Below are 19830 nucleotides of genomic sequence, written 5' to 3'. Positions count from 1 at the left end.
AACAGCCGCGAAAGGCCAGCCCAATGAGCAGTGAGCATTATACACCCGCCGTGAACCCTCTGCCGCCCGTCGTAGTGGCGCTGGTGGTGTTCATCATGGGGATCGAACTGGCATTTACGCTGGGCTCGCGCGGGATCGTCGGTGGCCCCTCGGCTGTAGGATGGCGGCTGGAGGCTCTGCAGAGCTATGCCTTTTCCCCCGATATTTTCCATTGGATGATTGAAAATGGTCGCTGGCCATTTGAACATCTGATCCGGTTTGTCACCTATCCGTTCGTGTCCGGCAGCTTTACGCAGGCTATTTTCGTCAGTGTCTTCGTTCTGGCCATGGGGAAAATGGTGGCCGAAGTGTTCGGTGGCGTTCAGATGCTGATCATCTTTGTCCTGTCCGGTGTGGGCGGGGCTTTGGTCTATGCGCTGCTGTTGAATCCGCAGTATCCGTTGGTTGGAGGGTTCCCTCCGGTTTACGGCCTGATCGGTGCCTTCACGTGGTTGCTGTGGCGCAAGCTTTCTCTGGTCGGGGAAAACCAATCCCGCGCCTTCAGCCTGATCGCGGTTCTGATGGGTATCCAGCTGGTGTTTGGGCTATTGTTCGGGGGCACCTCCGATTGGGTTGCCGATCTGGGCGGGTTTGCTACTGGGTTTGGCCTGTCATTCTTCCTGTCGCCCGGCGGATGGACGCGGATCGTAGGACGCATCCGCCGCGACTGATCAGGATCTGCGCAGGGCCTTTTTGAACTCGGACAGCTCAAACGCTTTTAAAAGGTGACCAAGAACGAAATAGGCCGCTGCGGCAACAACGATCAGAATCAGCAACGCCAAATAGCGCCATCCGGGTACTTGGAACGCCCAGCCAAAAAGATGCATCGCGGCATACAATACCACACCCATTCCCGCCGAGGCCGCAACGATCCGCCATACGCGACGCTTGAATCGATCATCCAAGCGCGCCTCTTCACCGAAACGCCGCGCGCCGATCGCCAACAACGCAACCATGGCCCACCCCGCGACCGACGCCGCAATAGCTGGCGCAATCCATCCCACCAGCGGATAAAGCCCAAACGCCAAACCGGCATTCACGGCCATCGCAACCACGGCGTAACGGAACGGAGACCGCGTATCCTCACGCGCAAAGAACAAAGGTTGCAGCAACTTTTGCAACATGAATGCGGGTAGACCGATGCCGTAGACTGCCACCGCCAGCGCAGTAGCTGCCGTGTCTTCGGCGCTGAACTGGCCGCGTTCGAACAGGACCGACACCAGTGGTATGGGAATGATCAGAAAGGCAACGGTCGACGGCAGGCTCAGCAGCAGTGTGAACTCTCCGGCGCGGGAATAGGCATTTCGCGCGCCATCCTTGTCCCCGGCGCGCAGGCGGCGGGACAGGTCGGGTAGCAGAACGATCCCCACAGCGATACCGACCACTCCCAGCGGCAATTGATACAACCGGTCGGCAGCAAACAGCCAGCTGACGGCCTTTTCAGTTTTCGAGGCAACTAACTGACCAACCACCAGATTAACTTGTGTCACGCCCATCGCTAGGGCGGCGGGCACCGCAATGCGCACCATTTGGCGCATTTCCGGGCTAAGCTTGGGCCGTCCGGGACGAATGCGAACGCCTGCGCGCTCGGTCGCCACCCAAACCAGTGCCAATTGCGCGACCCCGGCGATTGGGATGACGGTGATGAGCCAGCGGATGACCTCACCGCCAGATAGGGCACCGGCGATCAGCGCGGTGCACGCAAAGATGTTCAGCAAAACTGGAGCGGCGGCGGCAGCCGCAAATCGACCTGTGGCGTTCAGAACGCCTGAGAACAATGCAGCCAGCGACATAAACAGGATGTAGGGAAACACCACATAGCCGTAGTCCACGGCCATATCGAACCGTTCATCGCCGTAAAACCCTTCGGCCGTGAGCCAGACCAGCCCCGGCATGAAAACCATCGCCAGCCCGACCAAACCCAATACGGCTGCCGCCAGCAGGTTAAAGGCGTCTTGGGCAAAGCCTTCGGCGTTTTCCTCGCCCTCGAGCCGTTTAGAAAACATCGGCACGAAGGCGGCGTTGAACGCGCCTTCTGCAAAGAACCGACGAAACATATTCGGCAAGCGGAACGCTGCGACAAACGCATCCATAACAGGGCCCGGCCCGATATAGGCGGTCAGCAGGATTTCCCGAAGAAATCCGAGAATCCGGCTGGCGAGCGTCCAGAACCCGACCGTGAACAGGCCGGAAAACAGCCGGATCTGCTTCATGAGCTTGCGCGCTCCGCACCTTCGGTGATGGCTTTGCGCAGCTTGGCCTCAAGCCCGCGCTGCTTGCCTTCCGAATGGTATTTCAGGCCGAACATGTCCTTGACGTAGAAGGTGTCGACCACTTGTTCGCCGTAAGTCGCAATCACGGCGTTGGCGATATAGACATTCGCCGCAGCCAGCGTCCTTGTCAGGTCATACAACAGGCCGGGGCGGTCGCGTGTGTCGACTTCGATGATCGTGTAAATCTCGGACCCGTCATTGTCGAAGATGATATGGGTGGGCACGTTGAACGCACGTTCGCGTTTCTTGATCTTGTCGCGGGATTTCAGAGCATCGCGCGCGACCACTTCACCCTTGAGCGTCTTGTGGATCATCTGCGTCAGCCGTGGCAGGCGGCTAGCTTCAAACGGGTGGCCCTCGGCATCCTGTATCCAGAACGCGTCGGTGACGTAGCCATCCTTGGTGGTATAGCTGCGCGCATCAACCACGTTGGCCCCGACCAGTGCCAGTGCACCGGCGATGCGAGCGAAAATACCCGGATGATCGGCCATGGCAAAACAGGCACGCGTCGCGTCGCGGTCGTCATCCGGATGCAGGTGAATTTCCATCGCACCGGGATCGCCGCTGTGTTCCAGCGCCCGCAGCATTTTGGCAAATTCAACATGCGTCGACAGGTTCAAACCCTGCCAATAGGGCGCATAGTGCCGTCCGGTCTCGGCCTTGAGGTCGGCCTTGGACCAATCACCAAGTGCCGCGCGCAGGGCTTTCTTGGCCTCGGCGCCGCGGTTGGCCCGGTTGAGGTCTTCCATGCCGGTTTCCAACGCCCGTTTGGTTTCAGCATGAAGGGCGCGCAGCAGGGTTGCCTTCCAGTTGTTCCAGGTATTCGGGCCAACGCCGCGAATGTCGCAAACGGTTAGAACCGTCAGCAGGTCCAGCCGTTTGACAGTCTTCACCGCTTTGGCAAAGTCCCGCACTGTGCGCGGGTCAGAGATGTCGCGTTTCTGCGCCATGTCCGACATCAGAAGGTGATAGCGTACCAGCCATTCCACGGTTTCCGAGTCAGATTTGTTCAGTCCCAGTCGTGGGGCCACCTTGCGCGCGATCTGTGCCCCTAGGATCGAGTGATCCTCGGGGCGGCCTTTGGCGATGTCATGCAGCAACAGGGCCACGTACAGAACTTTGCGATTGACCCCGCCTTTCAGGATGGACGAGGCCAGCGGCAGCGACTCGACCAGTTCACCCCGTTCGATTTGCGCCAGATTGACGATGGTCTGGATGGTGTGCTCGTCCACCGTATAGCTGTGATACATATTGAACTGCATCATCGCCACGATGTGCTCAAACTCAGGCAAAAAGGCCGATAACACGCCCAACTCGTTCATCCTGCGCAGGGCGCGTTCCGGATTGCCGTGTTTCAGCATCAAGTCCAGAAAAATGCGCTGAGCCTCTTTGTCGTGGCGCATGTCATCGTCGATCAGGTGAAGGTTGGCCGTCACCAGTCGCATCGCGTCCGGGTGGATCAGCATACCAGTGCGCAGGCCCTCTTCGAACAGGCGCAACAGGTTCAACTTGTCCGCTAAAAAGGTCTTGGGATCAGCCACGTCCAGGCGGCCATGGACAACCTTGTACCCGGATTTGACACGCGGTCTGCGTCGAAATATCCGCTCTAGCAGCGCTTCGCCTTTGACGTGGGATGCTTCGAGCTTCGTCAGGAAGATACGGGTCAGTTCCCCTACCTGCGTCGCTTCGCGGAAATAGCGCTGCATGAACACTTCTACCGCCCGGCGTCCGGCCCGATCTTCATAGCCCATGCGGTCGGCGACCTCGACCTGCAGGTCAAAGGTTAGCTGTTCGGTCGCGCGTCCGGTGACAAGGTGCAAATGCGATCGCACCGCCCACAGGAACTCTTCTGCTTGGGCGAAGGTGCTGAACTCTTCGGCGGTGAACAGACCCAGCGGGACCAGTTCGGCGACGTCCTGAACGCCGTAGATATACTTAGCAATCCAATAGAGCGATTGCAGATCGCGCAGCCCCCCTTTGCCTTCTTTGACGTTGGGCTCGACCATGTATCGCTCACCCTGTTTCTGGTGGCGTTCGTCACGTTCCTGCAGCTTGGCCTCGATGAACTGACGCTCGCTGCCTTTGAACAGTTCGGTCTTGAGGCGCCTTTCCAGCTCGTCGGCCAAGGCTGCGTCCCCTGCCAGATACCGCTGTTCCAGCATGGCGGTGCGGATGGTGAAATCATCTGCCCCAAGCCGAAGGCAATCTTTGATCGTACGCGATGAATGGCCGACCTTCAGCCGCAAGTCCCAAAGGATGTAGAGCATGGATTCAATGACGCTCTCGGCCCATGCGGTGATCTTGTATGGGGTCAGGAACAGCAGATCGACGTCCGAGGCCGGGGCCATTTCGCCCCGCCCGTAACCGCCCACGGCTAGAACGGCGATCTTTTCGCCCTGTGTCGGCGTGGCCAGCGGATGCAGATCGACACTGGCGACTTGCATCGCTGTGCAGACCAGACCGTCAGTCAGGTAGGTATAGGACCGTGTCAGAGGCCTTGCGTCGAAGGGGCGCCGCGCAAACGCATCTGCGATGGCCTTGCGCCCGGCTTTCTGGGCATCACGCAAAATGCGCACGGTCTCGTTCCGCCGTGCGCTATTGTCCTGCGTGTTTTCAAAGGCTTCCGACAGTTGTGCCAGGACGGCGGTACTGTCGAATATTTCATCGGCCGGACAGATCAGCTCACCCTGCGGGGTGAGCTTAAGAACCGGTTGATCAGAAACCGGCGCCAGAGAAGCTTTGAGGGGCGGAGTCAATCACTACTACCTGTTTGTTTTGGATCGTGGCAACGGCCAGACCGCGTTCGTTCGTGCCGTCAGACCGCAGGCGGAAGATACCGCCAACGCCCTGGAAACCGGCGTTCTGTGTCAATGCCGAAGCGGTCAGCGCGTCGGATTTGCCCTGGCTGACCAGCGCCGCAATCGCGGCGATCCCGTCATAGGCCAGACCGCTGATCGGGTGCGGGGCCTCACCATAGGTGTTGTTGTACCGTTGGCGATACGCTTGTGCCTTGGACGGGTCAGGCAGGGCGAACCAGCCACCCTGTACGCCCGGCAGTTCCAGCGTTTGGGCAGGGATATCCCACCGCGTCAGTCCGATGTACTGCGTTGTCGACGGCGAGACGCCAGCTTCGGGCAGTAGCTGCGAAAACAGCGGCAGTGCTCCGGCTGTTGTGGCCGTCAGGAACAGCGAATCCGCCCCTGATGCGTCGACGGTTGACTTGATCGTGGGGACCGAATTGATCACGCCTTGCTGCGAGCGGTCATACCCAACCGTTCCTGCATTTCCGACGCGGCTGCTGCTTATTGCATTGGCAATTGCGGATTGTCCAAGCTGACCGGCAGAATCATTACTGTGAACGATGACCATGTTCGACTTGCCGCGCGATCCGGCAAAGCTGACCAGACGGTTTGCCGTGTTCTGGAAGGTCGGACCAAGCACAAAGACGTTGCCGCCTGCGATGCTTGTGTTGTTCGAGAATGACAGAACGTTGACGTTGTTGCTTAGCACGGCCAGACCAGCCGAGTTGGCTGCTTGTGCATAGACCGGACCCAGAATGACCTTCGCTCCGTCGGCCACCGCGCGCTGCGCAACTTCGGCCGCCGTGTTTGAGCTGCCGCGCGTGTCATAAACGCGCAGATCAATCTGCACATTCTGAAGATCGGACATCGCCAGACGCGCCGCGTTTTCCAAACTGCGGGCCAGAGCTGCATCTCCGGAATTGCCCGACCCTGCGGGGACCAACAGGGCAACAGGAACGGGTTTGGATGTGTTGATCGAGGGGCCTCCGCCCAGATTTCCGGGCTCACATGCGGCCAGCAACGCGGCAGTGGCAAGAATAGCAGCGGATTGCGCCAGCTTGCGAACGGGCTTGCAAACGGTAAACATCTAAATGAAAACTCCCTGTCCCGGCGGCTTGGGGTACCACCAATCTGTTAGGCCGCGATAATAAACGTCACGCTGTGAGGGTCCAGCTTTGAATTTCCAAAAAGTAAGATTGGGCGCTGGCCTGTATTTTGTTGCCACTCCGATCGGAACGGCGCGCGATATCACGCTCAGAGCACTGGATGTGCTCGCCTCGGCCGATGTAATCGCCGCCGAAGACACGCGCAGCTTGCGCCGGTTGATGGAGATTCACGGCGTCCCGCTCGAAGGGCGGCGAATCCTAGCCTATCACGATCACAGTGGTGCGGGTGCACGCGGGAAGATTCTGGACGCTCTGAGTGAGGGCAAGTCCGTCGCCTATGCCTCTGAGGCCGGGATGCCCCTGATTGCTGATCCGGGGTACGATCTAGGGCGGCAAGCAGCCGAGGCGGGACATACGGTGACGTGTGCGCCTGGACCATCCGCTGCGCTGATGGCGTTGACACTGGCCGGGTTGCCAACGGATGCGTTTTTCTTTGCGGGCTTCCTGCCCAATGCCTCCGGTGCCCGCCGTTCGCGGATCGAGGCGCTGCGGGACGTACCCGGGACACTGGTGTTTTATGAATCTCCCAAACGCGTGGCGGCTTGCCTGTCTGACCTGGCCGATGTGTTGGGCGGGAACCGTCAGGCAGCGATGTGCCGAGAGCTAACTAAGAAATTCGAAGAGGTCCGACGTGGGTCGTTGGAGGAGTTGGCCGCCGCGCTGCAGGCGCAGACGGTCAAAGGAGAGATTGTTCTGCTCGTGGACCGGGGACATTCGGAAACTGTTAACGAATCCGACATAGAAGAGGCGTTAAAACGAGCCTTGGAAACTCATTCGGTTCGGGATGCGGCGGATCTGGTTTCTGAAATGTACAAACTGCCGCGTCGTCCGATTTATCAGAAGGCTCTGAAACTGGGGAAGGGATGACATGACTGCGCGATCCGTCAAAAGCTCGGTATCGTATCATTCTGGGCAAGCGGCGGAACGGCAGGTTGCATCCGATTATGAGCGCCGAGGCTACTCGATTGCCCATCACCGTTGGCGCGGTGCTGGAGGTGAGATTGATCTGATCGTGCGTGGCACCGACGATGTAATCTTTGTCGAGGTTAAGAAAAGCCGCAGCTTCGATGTCGCTGCGCACCGGATCAACCGCCGTCAGATGGATCGGATTTGTGCCTCAGCCGCTCAGTTTCTTGAAACCGAACCCAACGGGCAGCTGACGAATGTTCGCTTTGATGCCGCTTTGGTGGATGGCTCAGGTGCTGTTCAAATCATCGAAAACGCGTTCGATTTGGGCTGATCCCCATTGAACCGCCAGCGCGGCTGGGCCATGTATCGGGCGTGAAACTGAGGGACACGCCATGAAAATCGCCTTTCAGATGGACCCGATCGGGGCCGTAGACATAAATGCTGACAGCTCATTCCGACTGGCCGAAGAGGCACAGGCGCGCGAGCATTCGCTGTTTTTCTACAGCCCGGACCATTTGGCGTATCAAGAGGGGCGGATTACCGCGCGCGGTCACGACATGAAGGTTCAGCGCGTAGCGGGTGACCCTGCTGAACTGGGCCCTGAACGCGAGGTTGATTTGGCAGAGTTTGACGTGATCTGGCTGCGCCAGGACCCTCCGTTCGACATGCACTACATCACATCGACCCACCTGCTGGACCGCCTGAAAGGGCAAGCCCTGGTGGTTAACGATCCGTTCTGGGTGCGGAACTATCCCGAGAAACTGCTGGTGCTGGATTTCCCGGATCTGACGCCGCCAACAACAATCGCGCACGATTTGCAGACCATAAAGGCGTTCAAGGAAAAGCACGGCGACGTCATCCTGAAACCGCTTTACGGCAACGGTGGCGCCGGGGTTTTCCGGTTGGATGCCAACGACCGCAACCTGACCTCTTTGCACGAGCTGTTTACCGGTTTCTCGCGTGAGCCGCTGATCGTTCAGAAGTTCCTGCCGGACGTGAGCAATGGCGACAAACGCATCATCCTCGTCGATGGTGAGGCCGTGGGTGCGATCAACCGTGTGCCAGCCGCAGGTGAGACGCGGTCGAACATGCACGTGGGTGGTCGGCCCGAGAAAATCGGTCTTTCGGACCGCGATCTTGAAATCTGTGCCGCAATTGGCCCATTGCTGAAAGAAAAGGGGCAGGTCTTTGTGGGCATCGACGTGATTGGCGATTACCTGACCGAGATCAACGTGACCTCTCCGACAGGTATCCAAGAGCTTGAGCGTTTCAACGGTGTGAATATCGCCGAAAAGATCTGGCAGGCGATCGAAGCGAAACTCTAAAGCGCCGCTTTGGCGCTGATGCGAAAGCTCAGCGCTTCGGCCACATGAGGGCGGCGAATCTCTGGTTCACCATCCAGATCCGCAATTGTGCGCGCGACCCGAAGGATGCGATGAAAGGCGCGCGCCGAAAGGCCGAACCGCTCTGCGGCTCGGACAAGCAACTCTTTGCCTTCAGCGTCGGGCGCTGCGACTTCCTCCAGCAGATTGCCTTCGACATCGGAATTTTGACGGACGTTTGGCACCTCATGAAAGCGTTCGGCCTGAACGCTGCGGGCCTGTTCGACCCGCGCCGCCACAGTCGCCGAACTATCGCCGGATGGCGGCAGATCCAGGTCGGTGAACCCGACCGGAGGCACCTCGATCCGCAAGTCAAACCGATCCATAAGCGGGCCCGAGATACGGCTCAGGTAGTCTTCACCACAGATGGGCGCGCGAGAGCAAGCGCGGGCCGGATCGGTCAGGTATCCGCATTTGCAGGGATTGGCCGCAGCGACCAGCATGAACCTGCAGGGGTATTTCACATGCGCGTTGGCCCGCGCCACCATGACTTCGCCGGTTTCAATCGGCTGGCGCAGAGTTTCCAGAACTGTACGCGGAAACTCGGGAAATTCGTCCATGAAAAGCACGCCGTTATGGGCCAGCGATATCTCACCGGGTTTTGCGCCCCGACCCCCTCCGACAATGGCCGCCATGGATGCGGTGTGGTGCGGTTCGCGGAACGGTCGGCTGCGGCTGATCCCGCCCTCATCCAACAGCCCGCACAGAGATTGGATCATCGAGGTTTCCAGCGCCTCGGATGGGGTGAGTGGGGGCAGAATGCCGGGTAGTCGGGCGGCCAACATGGATTTGCCTGAACCGGGCGTGCCGGTCATGATCAGGTGATGCCGCCCGGCCGCCGCGATTTCCAATGCGCGCTTGGCACGCTCTTGCCCTTTGACGTCGCGCAGATCACGCGCGCTTTGCTCTAGCGTAACTTCGCCCGGTTGCGCGGCGGGCAATGGGGATTGCCCCGAGAAATGTCTGACCACATCGCCCAATGATCCGGCCCCGATCACCTGAGTTGCATCGACCCACGCGGCCTCGGCGCTGGACGCACGGGGACAAAGCAACGCCCGATCTTCGGCCGCCGCGGTCATGGCAGCGGGCAGGGCGCCGACCACCGGCACCAACGATCCGTCCAGCGACAACTCGCCCAGCGAGACCGAACCCTCGGCGGCGTCGGGTGGTATGATCTCCAATGCTGACAGCAGGGCCACTGCGATTGGCAGGTCGAAATGGCTGCCTTCTTTGGGCAGATCGGCCGGCGAAAGGTTGATTGTAATCCGCTTGGACGGAAGTGCAATCGCCATCGAACTGAGTGCGCTGCGCACACGATCCCGTGCCTCGGAAACTGCTTTGTCGGGCAGCCCAACGATGGAAAACGCGGGCAGGCCCGGTGAGACGGCGCATTGAACCTCAACTGGGCGAGCTTCTACGCCTTGAAAAGCAACTGTGTGGGCGCGGGCGACCATGAACGACCTTTTTGGTTAACAGGTCGTTGCTGCCACGGTCACGGTTTAAGAATCGTTAACAGCTCCGATCATGGACGAGAATTGTGGCCACGCTCCGGGGTCTGCGACGGTTTTGTCCCGGCAGAAGCGGTTGCAGAACCCCCAGCGTTGACCGTCAAGTTCAAGGACATCGGCCACAGGTTTCCCCGAATAGGGGCAAGCATCGTTGATCGCCGCGTCGCCCTGAACAGGTTTTGCCCGGGATACTCCGCCAATCGGCCAGGTTTCGGACGGTAGATCCATTGCGTAAGGGAACGGCTCGTAGCGCACCGTCAGCCCCATCGCGCGCCATTGACGCACCGACAGATCCGACAGCAATTCAATGCAATACGCGCGATTTGCGTTTGAGACCGGCAAACCATACCCGATGATCCGCGCCGCGACTGGCGTGTAGAACACGTCCGCCAACGAATACTGTGCGAACAATGGGCCGCTGGCCGCGCCGGAAACACTCCGGGCATGGGCCCACAGCGCTTCGATCCGGTCCAGATCGGCGCGCGTTTCGGGCGATGGTTCAAACCCTTGCCAGCAGTGTTTCAGTTGCATTGGGCACTGGCCGCGCAACGCGGTGAATCCGGCTACCATTTCCGCGCAAAGCCACCGTGCGGTTGCGCGTGCAGCGGGGGCGTCCGGCCACAATCCTGCCTCGAGGTGCAATTCGGCCAAGGTTTCAGCCATTGCAAGGCTTTCGCCCACGACCGTACCATCTGGCAAGCGCAGAACCGGAACGAGTCGAGCCGGAGCGAGAGGTTTCATATCCTCAGCCATCGTGCCGGAATACAGCCCGATCATATGGGATCGATAGGGCAGGCCGAATTTTTCCAGCATCAGCCACCCGCGCATGGACCAGCTGGAAAACAGGCGGTCCCCAATAAACAAATCATAGGTCATGACAGAACGATGCCGCGTCACGCGCGTTCAGTAAAACCTTGATTTGTGCGGGGTCGCATCACGGAAGGTGATTGATCCGCCCGACGGACCAGCGATCTCGGTGATGCGTGATTTCGGTGACCGAGAGGTTGTCGATACGGTGACTGAAGGCTTCTTGTGCGTCGACACCAAGCGCGCGTTGAACTTGTGTCAGGATCACACCGAAATGCACAACGATCACAAGATCGCGCCCGGTATGCTGTGCGATCAGCTTATCTACGGCCCCATCCACCCGTGCACGAACCTCATTCCAGCTTTCGCCGTTCGGGGGACGCACATCGCCGGGATTGTCCCAATAAGTAAAGGCCAGCTCGGGGTCTTCGGCCTCGATCTCTTTGAAGCCGCGCAGTTCCCACGCTCCGAAGTGGATTTCGCGCAGCTCGGGCTGATGTGGCAGCCGGTGCCGAGTTCCCTGAATGGCCGAGGCGGTCTGATCAGCGCGGCTGAGGTCGGAAGAGACAACAATCGCCTCAGCAGGCAGATGGTCATGTAGTCGGGCAATGGCCTCGTGATCGCTTAGATCGGCGGGTAGGTCAGACCATCCGACCATTGTTTTGGCATGTGTGGGGCCATGACGGACAAGGTGCAAGCGGGTCAATCCAAGCGCCCTTTCAGAACCAAAGGCAATCCTGCAGTGACCTGAACCACGACGTCAGCCTCAGCAGCCAAGGCGATGTTCAACCGCCCTTGGGCCTCGCGGAATTGGCGGGACAAGGCGTTATCGGGGACGATCCCATGGCCGACCTCGTTCGATACGATCACGACCTGCGCCGGGCACAGGCGTAGGGATTGCATTAGGGTGCTTTGAGCCTGTTCCAGATCGCTTTCGGCGAGCAGATGGTTGGTCAGCCACATTGTCGCACAGTCGATCAGGCAGGCGCTGTTGGGCGGCAAAGTCGCTAGCGTTGGGCCGAGGTGCAGAGGGGCTTCGATCGTCTCCCAACCTTTGCCACGCTGAGAGACATGGCGCTGAACCTTATCTTTCATCTCGTCATCAAACACTTGTGATGTCGCGAGATAGACCCGTTTTTTTCCTGATGAAACAACAAGCTGCTCGGCAAAAGCCGACTTTCCCGAGGCTGCCCCGCCCAACACAAAGGTTAAATCCGGATTCACTATTATTACCTTTCATGTGATCCACCCGGTTCTGTTTTGCGTATCGGTCATAGGTCGGCAAAGCAACCCCGGCCCGCGCCTGTGAAAAGGGGAGATTTCAATGGCACTGGACAATGCGAACGACTTCTCGATGTCCCGGCAAGCGATGAAAGCCGAGCTTCTGGACGCGGAAACCGAATTGCAACTGGCGTATGCGTGGCGGGATGACCGAGACGAACAGGCCCTGCACCGTTTGATCACGGCCTACATGCGTTTAGCTATTTCAATGGCTGCAAAATTCAAGCGCTACGGCGCGCCGATGAATGACCTGATCCAAGAGGCTGGTCTGGGTCTGATGAAGGCTGCCGACAAGTTTGATCCGGACCGCGGCGTCCGCTTTTCGACCTATGCGGTTTGGTGGATCAAAGCGAGCATTCAGGACTATGTGATGCGCAATTGGTCGATGGTTCGCACGGGATCGACGTCTTCCCAGAAATCTCTGTTCTTCAACATGCGACGTGTACAGGCACGGCTTGAGCGAGAAGCCGCGACCGAGGGGATGGATCTGGATCGGCATCAGTTGCACCAGATGATCGCCGCTGAGATCGGCGTTCCACTGCGGGATGTTGAAATGATGGAGGGCCGCTTGTCCGGGTCCGACTTCTCTTTGAACGCAGTGCAATCGGCTGATGAGGATGGTCGGGAATGGATCGACGCGCTCGAAGATGATCGTGAACAGGCTGCCGAGACCGTCGAAAACAGCCACGATACCGAGCAATTGCGTGAATGGCTGCTTACGGCGATGAAATCGCTGAATGATCGCGAAAGATTTATCGTACGCGAACGCAAGCTCCGCGAACCGGCGCGGACCCTTGAAAGTCTTGGACAAGAGCTTGGATTGTCAAAGGAACGCGTACGCCAACTTGAGGCTGCGGCCTTTGTGAAGATGCGCAAGAACCTTGAAGCCCAGTCTCGTGAGGTGCAACACTTCATCGCATGAGAAACCTTGCGATTCTGCTTTGCGCACTTGTGGTTATGGCATCCCCGGGCCATGCCGATGAGCTTATACCTGACGACGTTTTGTCCGCGATGACCTCGGCAGACGTCGTCATTTTGGGTGAAATTCACGACAACCCCCAGCATCACGTCATTCAGGCCGAGGCATTGAAGGCCATCAACCCCTCTGCTGTCGTCTGGGAAATGGTGACAGAAGAAGGCGCGCAGCGACTTGCGGACAAGGCGGTGTCGAACCCTGAAGAGCTTGCCCGCATCCTTGAGTGGATCGAATCCGGTTGGCCGCCGCTTAGCATGTACTACCCGGTTTTCCAGGCATCTGATGCGCCTGTTTACGGCGCGATGGTGCCGCGCACGGCCGCGCGGGCCGCGATGGAGCGTGGAGCGGCCACCGCCTTGGGTGCGGACGCTGCGCGCTATGGCCTGACGGTTCCTTTGCCGCGAGACGAACAGGCAGCGCGTGAGGCGGATCAACTGGCTGCCCACTGCGATGCGATCCCCGAAAGTGCCCTGCCGCAGTTGGTTGCAATCCAAAGGTTGCGGGATGCGGTTTTGACCCGTTCGATCCTGCGCGCCACCGACGAAACCGGTGGGCCTGTGGCTGTAATCACGGGCAACGGGCACGCCCGAAAAGACCGTGGTATTCCCACGTTCCTGTCCCGCCTGCGTCCGGGTTTGAACGTCTTTGTTCTGGGCCAGTCCGAGGATGGTGAGATTACCGGAGAATTCGACGCTGTGATCGACAGTCCCGGCATCGAGCGAGAAGACCCCTGTCTGGCGTTTCAGACTCAGAATTAAACGCTGGAACTGTCCCTTGGCCTTGCCTAATGTCGGGGCCGACCGGGACGGGAAGGGCACGACATGCTGGTATCGAAACGCATTCTGTTGATTATAGGCGCAGGAATTGCGGCCTATAAATCGCTGGATTTGATCCGGCGTTTGAAAGAACGCGGTGCTTCGGTCACTCCGGTCCTGACCCGCGCCGCCGAAGAGTTCGTGACCCCATTGTCCGTGTCTGCTCTGGCCGGTGAGAAGGTGTACCGTGATTTATTCGACCTGACGGATGAAGCCGAAATGGGCCACATACAGCTGTCGCGCTCTGCCGATCTGATCGTTGTTGCCCCGGCTACGGCGGATATGATGGGCAAGATGACGTCCGGTTTGGCCAACGATCTGGCCTCGACCCTGTTGATGGCAACGGACACGCCCGTTCTTTGTGCACCAGCGATGAATGTGCGCATGTGGGATCACCCGGCGACCCAGCGCAACCTCAAGCAACTGCAGGCCGACGGTATCCGCTTTGTCGGCCCGAATGAGGGCGATATGGCCTGCGGTGAATACGGCCCCGGCCGGATGTCCGAACCGCTTGAAATCGTGGCAGCAGTTGAGGCCGCTCTGGGCGACGGACCACTGAAAGGTAAGCGTGTTCTTGTCACCTCCGGCCCGACGCATGAGCCGATTGATCCGGTGCGCTACATCGCCAACCGTTCTTCTGGTGCGCAGGGCACAGCAGTGGCGGGAGCTTTGTCCGCGCTGGGCGCCGACGTGGTGTTTGTCACAGGTCCAGCGGATGTTCCGCCGCCCGAGGGCGTGCAGGTTGTTCGCGTCGAGACCGCGCAACAAATGTCGGACGCTGTTGATGCGGCTCTGCCGGTGGATGCGGGTGTCTTTGCTGCCGCCGTTGCAGATTGGCGCATGGCTGCGGCTTCGGACAAGAAACTCAAGAAAAGTCGCGATGGTCTGCCCGTGCTCGAATTTGCCGAGAACCCGGACATCCTCAAACGGATATCACGGCTAGAGGCTGGACGCCCCCCGCTGGTCGTTGGCTTCGCGGCGGAAACCGACAATGTGATCGAACACGCCACGGCGAAACGGGCGCGCAAGGGGTGCGACTGGATCGTGGCCAATGACGTTAGTCCGGCTACGGGTATCATGGGCGGTTCGGAAAACGCGGTTACCCTGATTTCTGACGATGGGGCCGAGGAATGGCCGCGCATGGGCAAAGATGCCGTGGCGCAACGTCTGGCGCAAAAGATCGCCGACGCTTTGAAAAGCTGAACAAGAGGGACCGAATGGTAGCAATTCGTGTGATCCGCGACGAAGGGGCCGACCCGGCGATTGCCTTGCCGTCTTACGAAACGACCGGAGCGGCCGGAGCTGATGTCCGCGCGAACCTGCCGGATGGCGCGTCCATCACGCTTGGGCCGGGTGAACGCGCGTTGATTCCCACAGGATTGCGGATCGAAATCCCTAACGGGTATGAGGTGCAAGTGCGGCCACGATCGGGCCTTGCCTTAAAGCACGGCATCACGCTGCCCAATACGCCGGGTACAATCGACAGCGATTATCGGGGGCCTTTGGGCGTAATATTGTTGAATGCGGGTCAGGAAAGCTTTGAGGTTGCGCACGGCGAACGTATTGCACAACTGGTCGTCGCCCCTGTGGTGCAGGCCACGTTTGAAGCAGTTGAGGTTCTCAGTGACACTGACCGTGGCGCAGGCGGCTTCGGCTCGACCGGGCGCCGCTGATGTTTCTTGTCCTGATCCTTGCTGCCGGTTTGTGGGGCGTTGGCTATCTGGCCGGAGTATCCCGGACCGCTCGCATCGTCTCGGTCAGTGTGTTGCTGGCCGGCGTACTGATTATTCAGCTGACTTTGCCGGATGGGCACCCTCTGCGCGAGGCAACGGGCGGATCGGCGGCCTTGTGGCTGATCCTGGGGGGCGCCGCGGTTTTGGTGCTGATCTATGGCCGGGTGCTGAAGGTACTGCGTAACCGGGCAAGCCCACAGACAGCGGACGAACCCGCCGCGCCGTCCGACAAGTTCACAGAAACCGAGCTAGAGCGATATGCCCGCCATATCGTTCTTCGTGAACTGGGTGGTCCGGGGCAGAAAAAGATGAAACAGGCCCGCGTGCTGGTGATTGGCGCGGGCGGGCTTGGAGCTCCTGCACTCCAGTATCTCGCAGCGGCCGGCGTGGGAACGATCGGCGTGATCGACGACGATGTTGTGGAAAACGCCAACCTGCAGCGGCAGGTGATCCACCGCGATGCGGATATTGGTATGCCCAAGGTGTTCTCGGCGCAGCAGGCCATGCAGGCCCAGAACCCCAATGTGGTCGTTCTGCCGTACCACCGCCGTTTGACCGAAGAGATCGCGACAGACCTGTTCGGCGATTTCGATCTGATCCTGGATGGCACCGACAATTTCGACACCCGCTATCTGGCCAACCGAACGGCTGTCGCATTGGGCAAACCGCTGATCTCTGGCGCTTTGTCGCAATGGGAAGGGCAGCTGAGCGTCTTTGACCCAGCCCACAATGCGCCCTGCTATCAGTGTATCTTCCCCGAAGCCCCGGCCCCGGGTCTGGCACCGTCCTGCGCCGAGGCCGGAGTGATCGGCCCTCTGCCCGGTGTGGTCGGGTCCATGATGGCGGTCGAAGCGATCAAGGTGATCACCGGGGCAGGGCAAGCGCTGAGGGGCGAGATGTTGATCTACGATGCGCTCTATGGCGAAAGCAGAAAAATCACTCTGACCCGGCGTTCGGACTGCCCCATTTGCGGGACGGCCAAGTCTTAGGCGCAACCGCCGCGCGCTTGCGCGCGGCTCGGCCCAACCCTGCTATTGCGCATCTTTGATGCGCTCTGCGGGGGCGGGAGACCCTCGTTCGACATGGTTGTTGCGCATCTCAAAATTCGCCTTTTTCGCAGCCATATTCAGGGCGACCTCTGGACCATCCGGCTCACGCTCCCTAGCTTGACCAGCAAAGGAGATCCGCATGACAAACCCGATCCTGTCCGATTGGACCACGCCGTTCGAAATCGCGCCCTTCGCGACGATCTCGGACGATGATTTCGCGCCCGCATTGGAACAGGCCATGGCCGCCCACAACGCCCAGATCGACGCGATTGCCGCCAATTCCGAAGCGCCGAGCTTTGCCAATACCATCGAAGCGCTTGAAGCCGCCGGAGAGCAGATGGACAAGGTTCTGTCGGTGTTCTTCACAGTTTCAGGTGCAGACAGCAATGCCAAGCGGGAAGAACTGCAACGCGAATTCTCTCCAAAGCTGTCGGCGCATTTCTCAGGTATTTCATCGAACAAGGCTCTGTTTCAACGTGTGGCAGATCTTTGGGCGCGTAAGGATGAACTGGACCTGTCCAAAGAACAGGCCCGTGTTCTGATGCTGACCCATCGCGGGTTTGTCCGCGCAGGTGCTGCACTGGAAGGTGCCGATGACGACCGCATGCAAGAGATCAAATCGCGTTTGGCCTCACTGGGAACTTCCTTCACGCAGAACCTGCTGGCTGATGAACGCGATTGGCACATGGACCTGTCCGAGGACGACCTGGAAGGTTTGCCCGATTTCGTCGTGAATGCCGCCCGCGCCGCTGGCGAAGAAAAGGGCGCAGATGGTCCCGTGGTCACTCTGTCCCGGTCCCTGATCGTTCCGTTCCTGCAGTTTTCCCCCCGTCGCGATCTGCGTGAGAAAGCCTATCGGGCCTGGACCGCGCGCGGGGCCAATGGCGGTGAAACTGACAACCGCGAGATTGCGGCAGAGGTTCTGAACCTGCGGGAAGAACGGGCCAAGCTGCTGGGCTATGACAATTTCGCTGCCTACAAACTGGAAACCGAGATGGCGCGCACGCCGGACCGGGTTCGTGATCTGCTGATGCAGGTCTGGGAGCCTGCGAAGAAACGAGCGGATGCGGACGCGGAAATCCTGACTGCGATGATGCAAGACGATGGCGTCAACGGCCCGCTCGAGGCTTGGGACTGGCGCTACTACGCCGAGAAACGCCGCAAGGCCGAGCATGATCTGGATGAGGCGGCACTGAAGCCCTACCTCCAGCTCGACCGCATGATCGAGGCGTCTTTTTCCTGCGCCAACCGGTTATTCGGTCTGGAATTCGCGCCATTGGACGTGCCGCTGTACCATCCGGATTGCCGCGCTTGGGAAGTGACGCGGGATGGACAGCATATCGCGGTGTTCATAGGCGATTATTTCGCGCGCGGATCAAAACGCTCGGGCGCGTGGTGCAGCGCAATGCGGAGCCAGGCGAAGTTCCCAAAGGTGCAGGCCCCCATTGTGATCAACGTGTGTAACTTTGCCAAAGGCGATCCGGCGTTGCTGTCCTATGACGATGCGCGCACATTGTTCCACGAATTCGGTCACGCGCTGCACCAGATGCTGTCCAATGTGACCTATGAAAGCATCTCGGGCACCAGCGTTGCGCGCGATTTCGTGGAACTACCCAGCCAGCTTTACGAACACTGGCTGGAAGTGCCCGAAGTGCTGGCCGAGTTTGCCACGCATGCTGAAACCGGTGAACCAATGCCGCAGGAGATGTTGGAGAAGGTTCTGAAAGCCGCAAACTTTGATCAGGGTTTCCAAACGGTGGAATACGTGGCCTCGGCTTTGGTTGACTTGGCGTTCCACGATGGCGCAGCACCCGCTGATCCGATGGCAAAACAGGCCGAGGTACTGGCTGAAATCGGTATGCCGCAGGCTATTGGCATGCGCCACGCCACGCCGCATTTCGCGCATGTCTTTGCGGGCGACGGTTACAGCTCGGCCTACTACAGCTACATGTGGTCCGAGGTCATGGACGCAGACGCCTTTGCCGCCTTTGAAGAGGCGGGCGGGGCCTTCGATACGGGACGCGCAAAAGCGCTTGAGGAGAACATCCTGTCCACCGGTGGTTCCCGCGAGGCGGAGGACCTCTATCTGGCCTTCCGCGGGCGTTTGCCGGGGGTTGAGGCTTTGTTGAAAGGCCGTGGACTGATCGCGGCTTAATAGCCCAAAGAACGGTCAACGAGGTGAAGGAAGGGTTTGCCTTCTTCTCCTCGGATGATGTTCTGGCAGATGACCTGCGCCGCAGTAACCGGCCGGGTTTCCGACGCGATATGCGGTGTGACCGTGACCTTGGAATGCGCCCAGTATGGGTGTTCCGCAGGCAGCGGTTCCACGCGGAACACGTCCAGAGTTGCGTGACCGACCTGACCCGTCTTGAGGGCGGCCAGCAGGGCGTCGTCATCAATCAGCGGCCCACGACCGGGGTTGATGATCCGCGCGCCTTTGGGCAGCAGGGCTAGTGTATCCGCGTTCATTGCGTTTTCAGTGGCCGGGGTGTCGGGCAGTAAGAGAACCAGGATCTCGGCGCTGGACAGCGCGGCGCGCAACCCTTCGGCACTGTGCAAGCAGGTTACGCCGGGGATGTCCTTTGCGGTACGGCTCCAGCCGGTCACGTTGAAGTTCAGCGCGGCAAGGGCGCGCGCTGCAGCCTCGCCCAATGCACCCAGACCCAACACGCAGACATGCCGTTGGGTCGCCAGTGGCGGGGCATCGGGGGCCCAAACGCCGTCTTGCACCGTGATATAGCGATCCATACCCAGGTGATAGCGCAGCACCTGCCCAACGACCCATTCCGTCATACCCTGCATCAAGCCGTCATCCACCATCCGTGCCAAAGGTACAGTCAGCGAGTCATTTCCGGCGATTTTCTCGACCCCGGCCCACAAGCTCAGAACTGCTTTCAGGCGAGTAAACGGCGAGAAGTCCAGCAGCCCGCTGGCAGGGGAATAGACCACGTAATCGACCTGATCCGGTTCAAATTCGGTCGCGAGATGGAAGTCCAATCCGGCTTGCGTCAGACCTTCGGACAGCAACGGTTCATACACGGGCCATTGTTCAGGGCGCGCGGAAAACAGGACGTTTACGGGCATGAAGGGC

General features: G+C 59.6%; 18 protein-coding genes. 10 read left to right on the top strand and 8 right to left on the bottom strand.

All coding sequences use genetic code 11. The features are described from left to right. The first annotated feature begins 23 nt into the window (after positions 1 to 23). Positions 24 to 710, top strand: a complete 687-nt coding sequence (locus tag GOV53_RS12325) for a rhomboid family intramembrane serine protease (RefSeq protein WP_170467066.1) — start codon at positions 24 to 26, stop codon at positions 708 to 710. Here the strand turns inward: GOV53_RS12325 and murJ are convergent, their stop codons facing one another. From murJ to GOV53_RS12310, 3 genes are read right to left on the bottom strand one after another with little or no spacing between them, the layout of a single operon-like run. Beyond that, complete coding sequence (murJ, locus tag GOV53_RS12320; protein ID WP_170467064.1) at positions 711 to 2252, bottom strand: murein biosynthesis integral membrane protein MurJ; 1542 nt, start codon at positions 2250 to 2252, stop codon at positions 711 to 713. It lies immediately after the preceding gene. After that, complete coding sequence (locus tag GOV53_RS12315; RefSeq protein ID WP_170467062.1) at positions 2249 to 5068, bottom strand: [protein-PII] uridylyltransferase; 2820 nt, start codon at positions 5066 to 5068, stop codon at positions 2249 to 2251. Before GOV53_RS12315 ends, murJ begins: the two co-directional genes overlap by 4 nt. Further along, positions 5028 to 6200, bottom strand: a complete 1173-nt coding sequence (locus tag GOV53_RS12310; RefSeq protein WP_170467060.1) for a penicillin-binding protein activator — start codon at positions 6198 to 6200, stop codon at positions 5028 to 5030. The genes GOV53_RS12315 and GOV53_RS12310 overlap by 41 nt, the downstream gene beginning before the upstream one ends. 88 nt (positions 6201 to 6288) lie before the next feature. On the opposite strand from GOV53_RS12310, the gene rsmI reads away from it, so the two are divergent. The 3 genes from rsmI (at position 6289) to gshB (ending at position 8513) form a co-directional block, all read left to right on the top strand. Beyond that, positions 6289 to 7146 carry a 16S rRNA (cytidine(1402)-2'-O)-methyltransferase gene (gene rsmI, locus GOV53_RS12305; RefSeq protein ID WP_170467058.1) on the top strand — a complete coding sequence of 286 codons (858 nt, stop codon included), beginning with the start codon at positions 6289 to 6291 and terminating at the stop codon, positions 7144 to 7146. Between the two features lies 1 nt (position 7147). Continuing rightward, positions 7148 to 7519 carry a YraN family protein gene (locus tag GOV53_RS12300; RefSeq protein WP_170467056.1) on the top strand — a complete coding sequence of 124 codons (372 nt, stop codon included), beginning with the start codon at positions 7148 to 7150 and terminating at the stop codon, positions 7517 to 7519. A 61-nt stretch (positions 7520 to 7580) separates the two neighbouring features. Further along, the gene (gshB, locus tag GOV53_RS12295; protein ID WP_170467055.1) at positions 7581 to 8513 is read left to right on the top strand and encodes a glutathione synthase; all 933 of its coding nucleotides are present in this window, start codon (positions 7581 to 7583) and stop codon (positions 8511 to 8513) included. Here gshB and GOV53_RS12290 read toward each other — a convergent pair. Genes GOV53_RS12290 through cobU form a run of 4 tightly spaced genes read right to left on the bottom strand, consistent with a single transcriptional unit; the run spans position 8510 to position 12109 of the window. Then, positions 8510 to 10024 carry a YifB family Mg chelatase-like AAA ATPase gene (locus GOV53_RS12290; RefSeq protein ID WP_170467053.1) on the bottom strand — a complete coding sequence of 505 codons (1515 nt, stop codon included), beginning with the start codon at positions 10022 to 10024 and terminating at the stop codon, positions 8510 to 8512. The two genes, gshB and GOV53_RS12290, sit on opposite strands and share 4 nt — an antisense overlap. Positions 10025 to 10069: 45 nt before the next feature. Further along, the gene (locus tag GOV53_RS12285; RefSeq protein ID WP_170467051.1) at positions 10070 to 10954 is read right to left on the bottom strand and encodes a glutathione S-transferase; all 885 of its coding nucleotides are present in this window, start codon (positions 10952 to 10954) and stop codon (positions 10070 to 10072) included. Between the two features lie 58 nt (positions 10955 to 11012). Continuing rightward, positions 11013 to 11591 carry a histidine phosphatase family protein gene (locus tag GOV53_RS12280; protein ID WP_170467049.1) on the bottom strand — a complete coding sequence of 193 codons (579 nt, stop codon included), beginning with the start codon at positions 11589 to 11591 and terminating at the stop codon, positions 11013 to 11015. Further along, positions 11588 to 12109 carry a bifunctional adenosylcobinamide kinase/adenosylcobinamide-phosphate guanylyltransferase gene (gene cobU / locus GOV53_RS12275; RefSeq protein WP_170467046.1) on the bottom strand — a complete coding sequence of 174 codons (522 nt, stop codon included), beginning with the start codon at positions 12107 to 12109 and terminating at the stop codon, positions 11588 to 11590. Before cobU ends, GOV53_RS12280 begins: the two co-directional genes overlap by 4 nt. 100 nt (positions 12110 to 12209) lie before the next feature. Between cobU and GOV53_RS12270 the strand changes: the two genes are divergently transcribed. From GOV53_RS12270 to GOV53_RS12245, 6 genes are all read left to right on the top strand, one after another. After that, positions 12210 to 13088, top strand: coding sequence for an RNA polymerase factor sigma-32 (locus tag GOV53_RS12270; RefSeq protein WP_170427070.1), 879 nt, complete (start codon positions 12210 to 12212; stop codon positions 13086 to 13088). Next, positions 13085 to 13900 carry a ChaN family lipoprotein gene (locus tag GOV53_RS12265; RefSeq protein WP_170467044.1) on the top strand — a complete coding sequence of 272 codons (816 nt, stop codon included), beginning with the start codon at positions 13085 to 13087 and terminating at the stop codon, positions 13898 to 13900. Before GOV53_RS12270 ends, GOV53_RS12265 begins: the two co-directional genes overlap by 4 nt. Positions 13901 to 13963: 63 nt before the next feature. Continuing rightward, positions 13964 to 15160, top strand: coding sequence for a bifunctional phosphopantothenoylcysteine decarboxylase/phosphopantothenate--cysteine ligase CoaBC (gene coaBC / locus GOV53_RS12260; RefSeq protein WP_170467042.1), 1197 nt, complete (start codon positions 13964 to 13966; stop codon positions 15158 to 15160). Between the two features lie 14 nt (positions 15161 to 15174). Beyond that, entirely contained in the window at positions 15175 to 15630 is a 456-nt protein-coding gene (gene dut, locus GOV53_RS12255; RefSeq protein ID WP_170467040.1) for a dUTP diphosphatase, read from the top strand. Then, entirely contained in the window at positions 15630 to 16679 is a 1050-nt protein-coding gene (locus GOV53_RS12250; protein WP_170467038.1) for a HesA/MoeB/ThiF family protein, read from the top strand. The genes dut and GOV53_RS12250 overlap by 1 nt, the downstream gene beginning before the upstream one ends. Positions 16680 to 16878: 199 nt before the next feature. Next, a complete protein-coding gene (locus GOV53_RS12245; protein WP_170467036.1) occupies positions 16879 to 18894 on the top strand; it encodes a M3 family metallopeptidase in 2016 nt (671 codons plus the stop codon). Here the strand turns inward: GOV53_RS12245 and GOV53_RS12240 are convergent. Then, entirely contained in the window at positions 18891 to 19823 is a 933-nt protein-coding gene (locus GOV53_RS12240) for a 2-hydroxyacid dehydrogenase (RefSeq protein ID WP_170467034.1), read from the bottom strand. The two genes, GOV53_RS12245 and GOV53_RS12240, sit on opposite strands and share 4 nt — an antisense overlap. Positions 19824 to 19830 lie beyond the last annotated feature (7 nt).

The sequence above is a fragment of the Ruegeria arenilitoris genome (assembly GCF_013035315.1).
Lineage (GTDB): Bacteria > Pseudomonadota > Alphaproteobacteria > Rhodobacterales > Rhodobacteraceae > Ruegeria > Ruegeria arenilitoris_D.
Note: the sequence above shows the minus strand (reverse complement) of the source record. Positions and strands in the feature narration are given on the sequence as shown.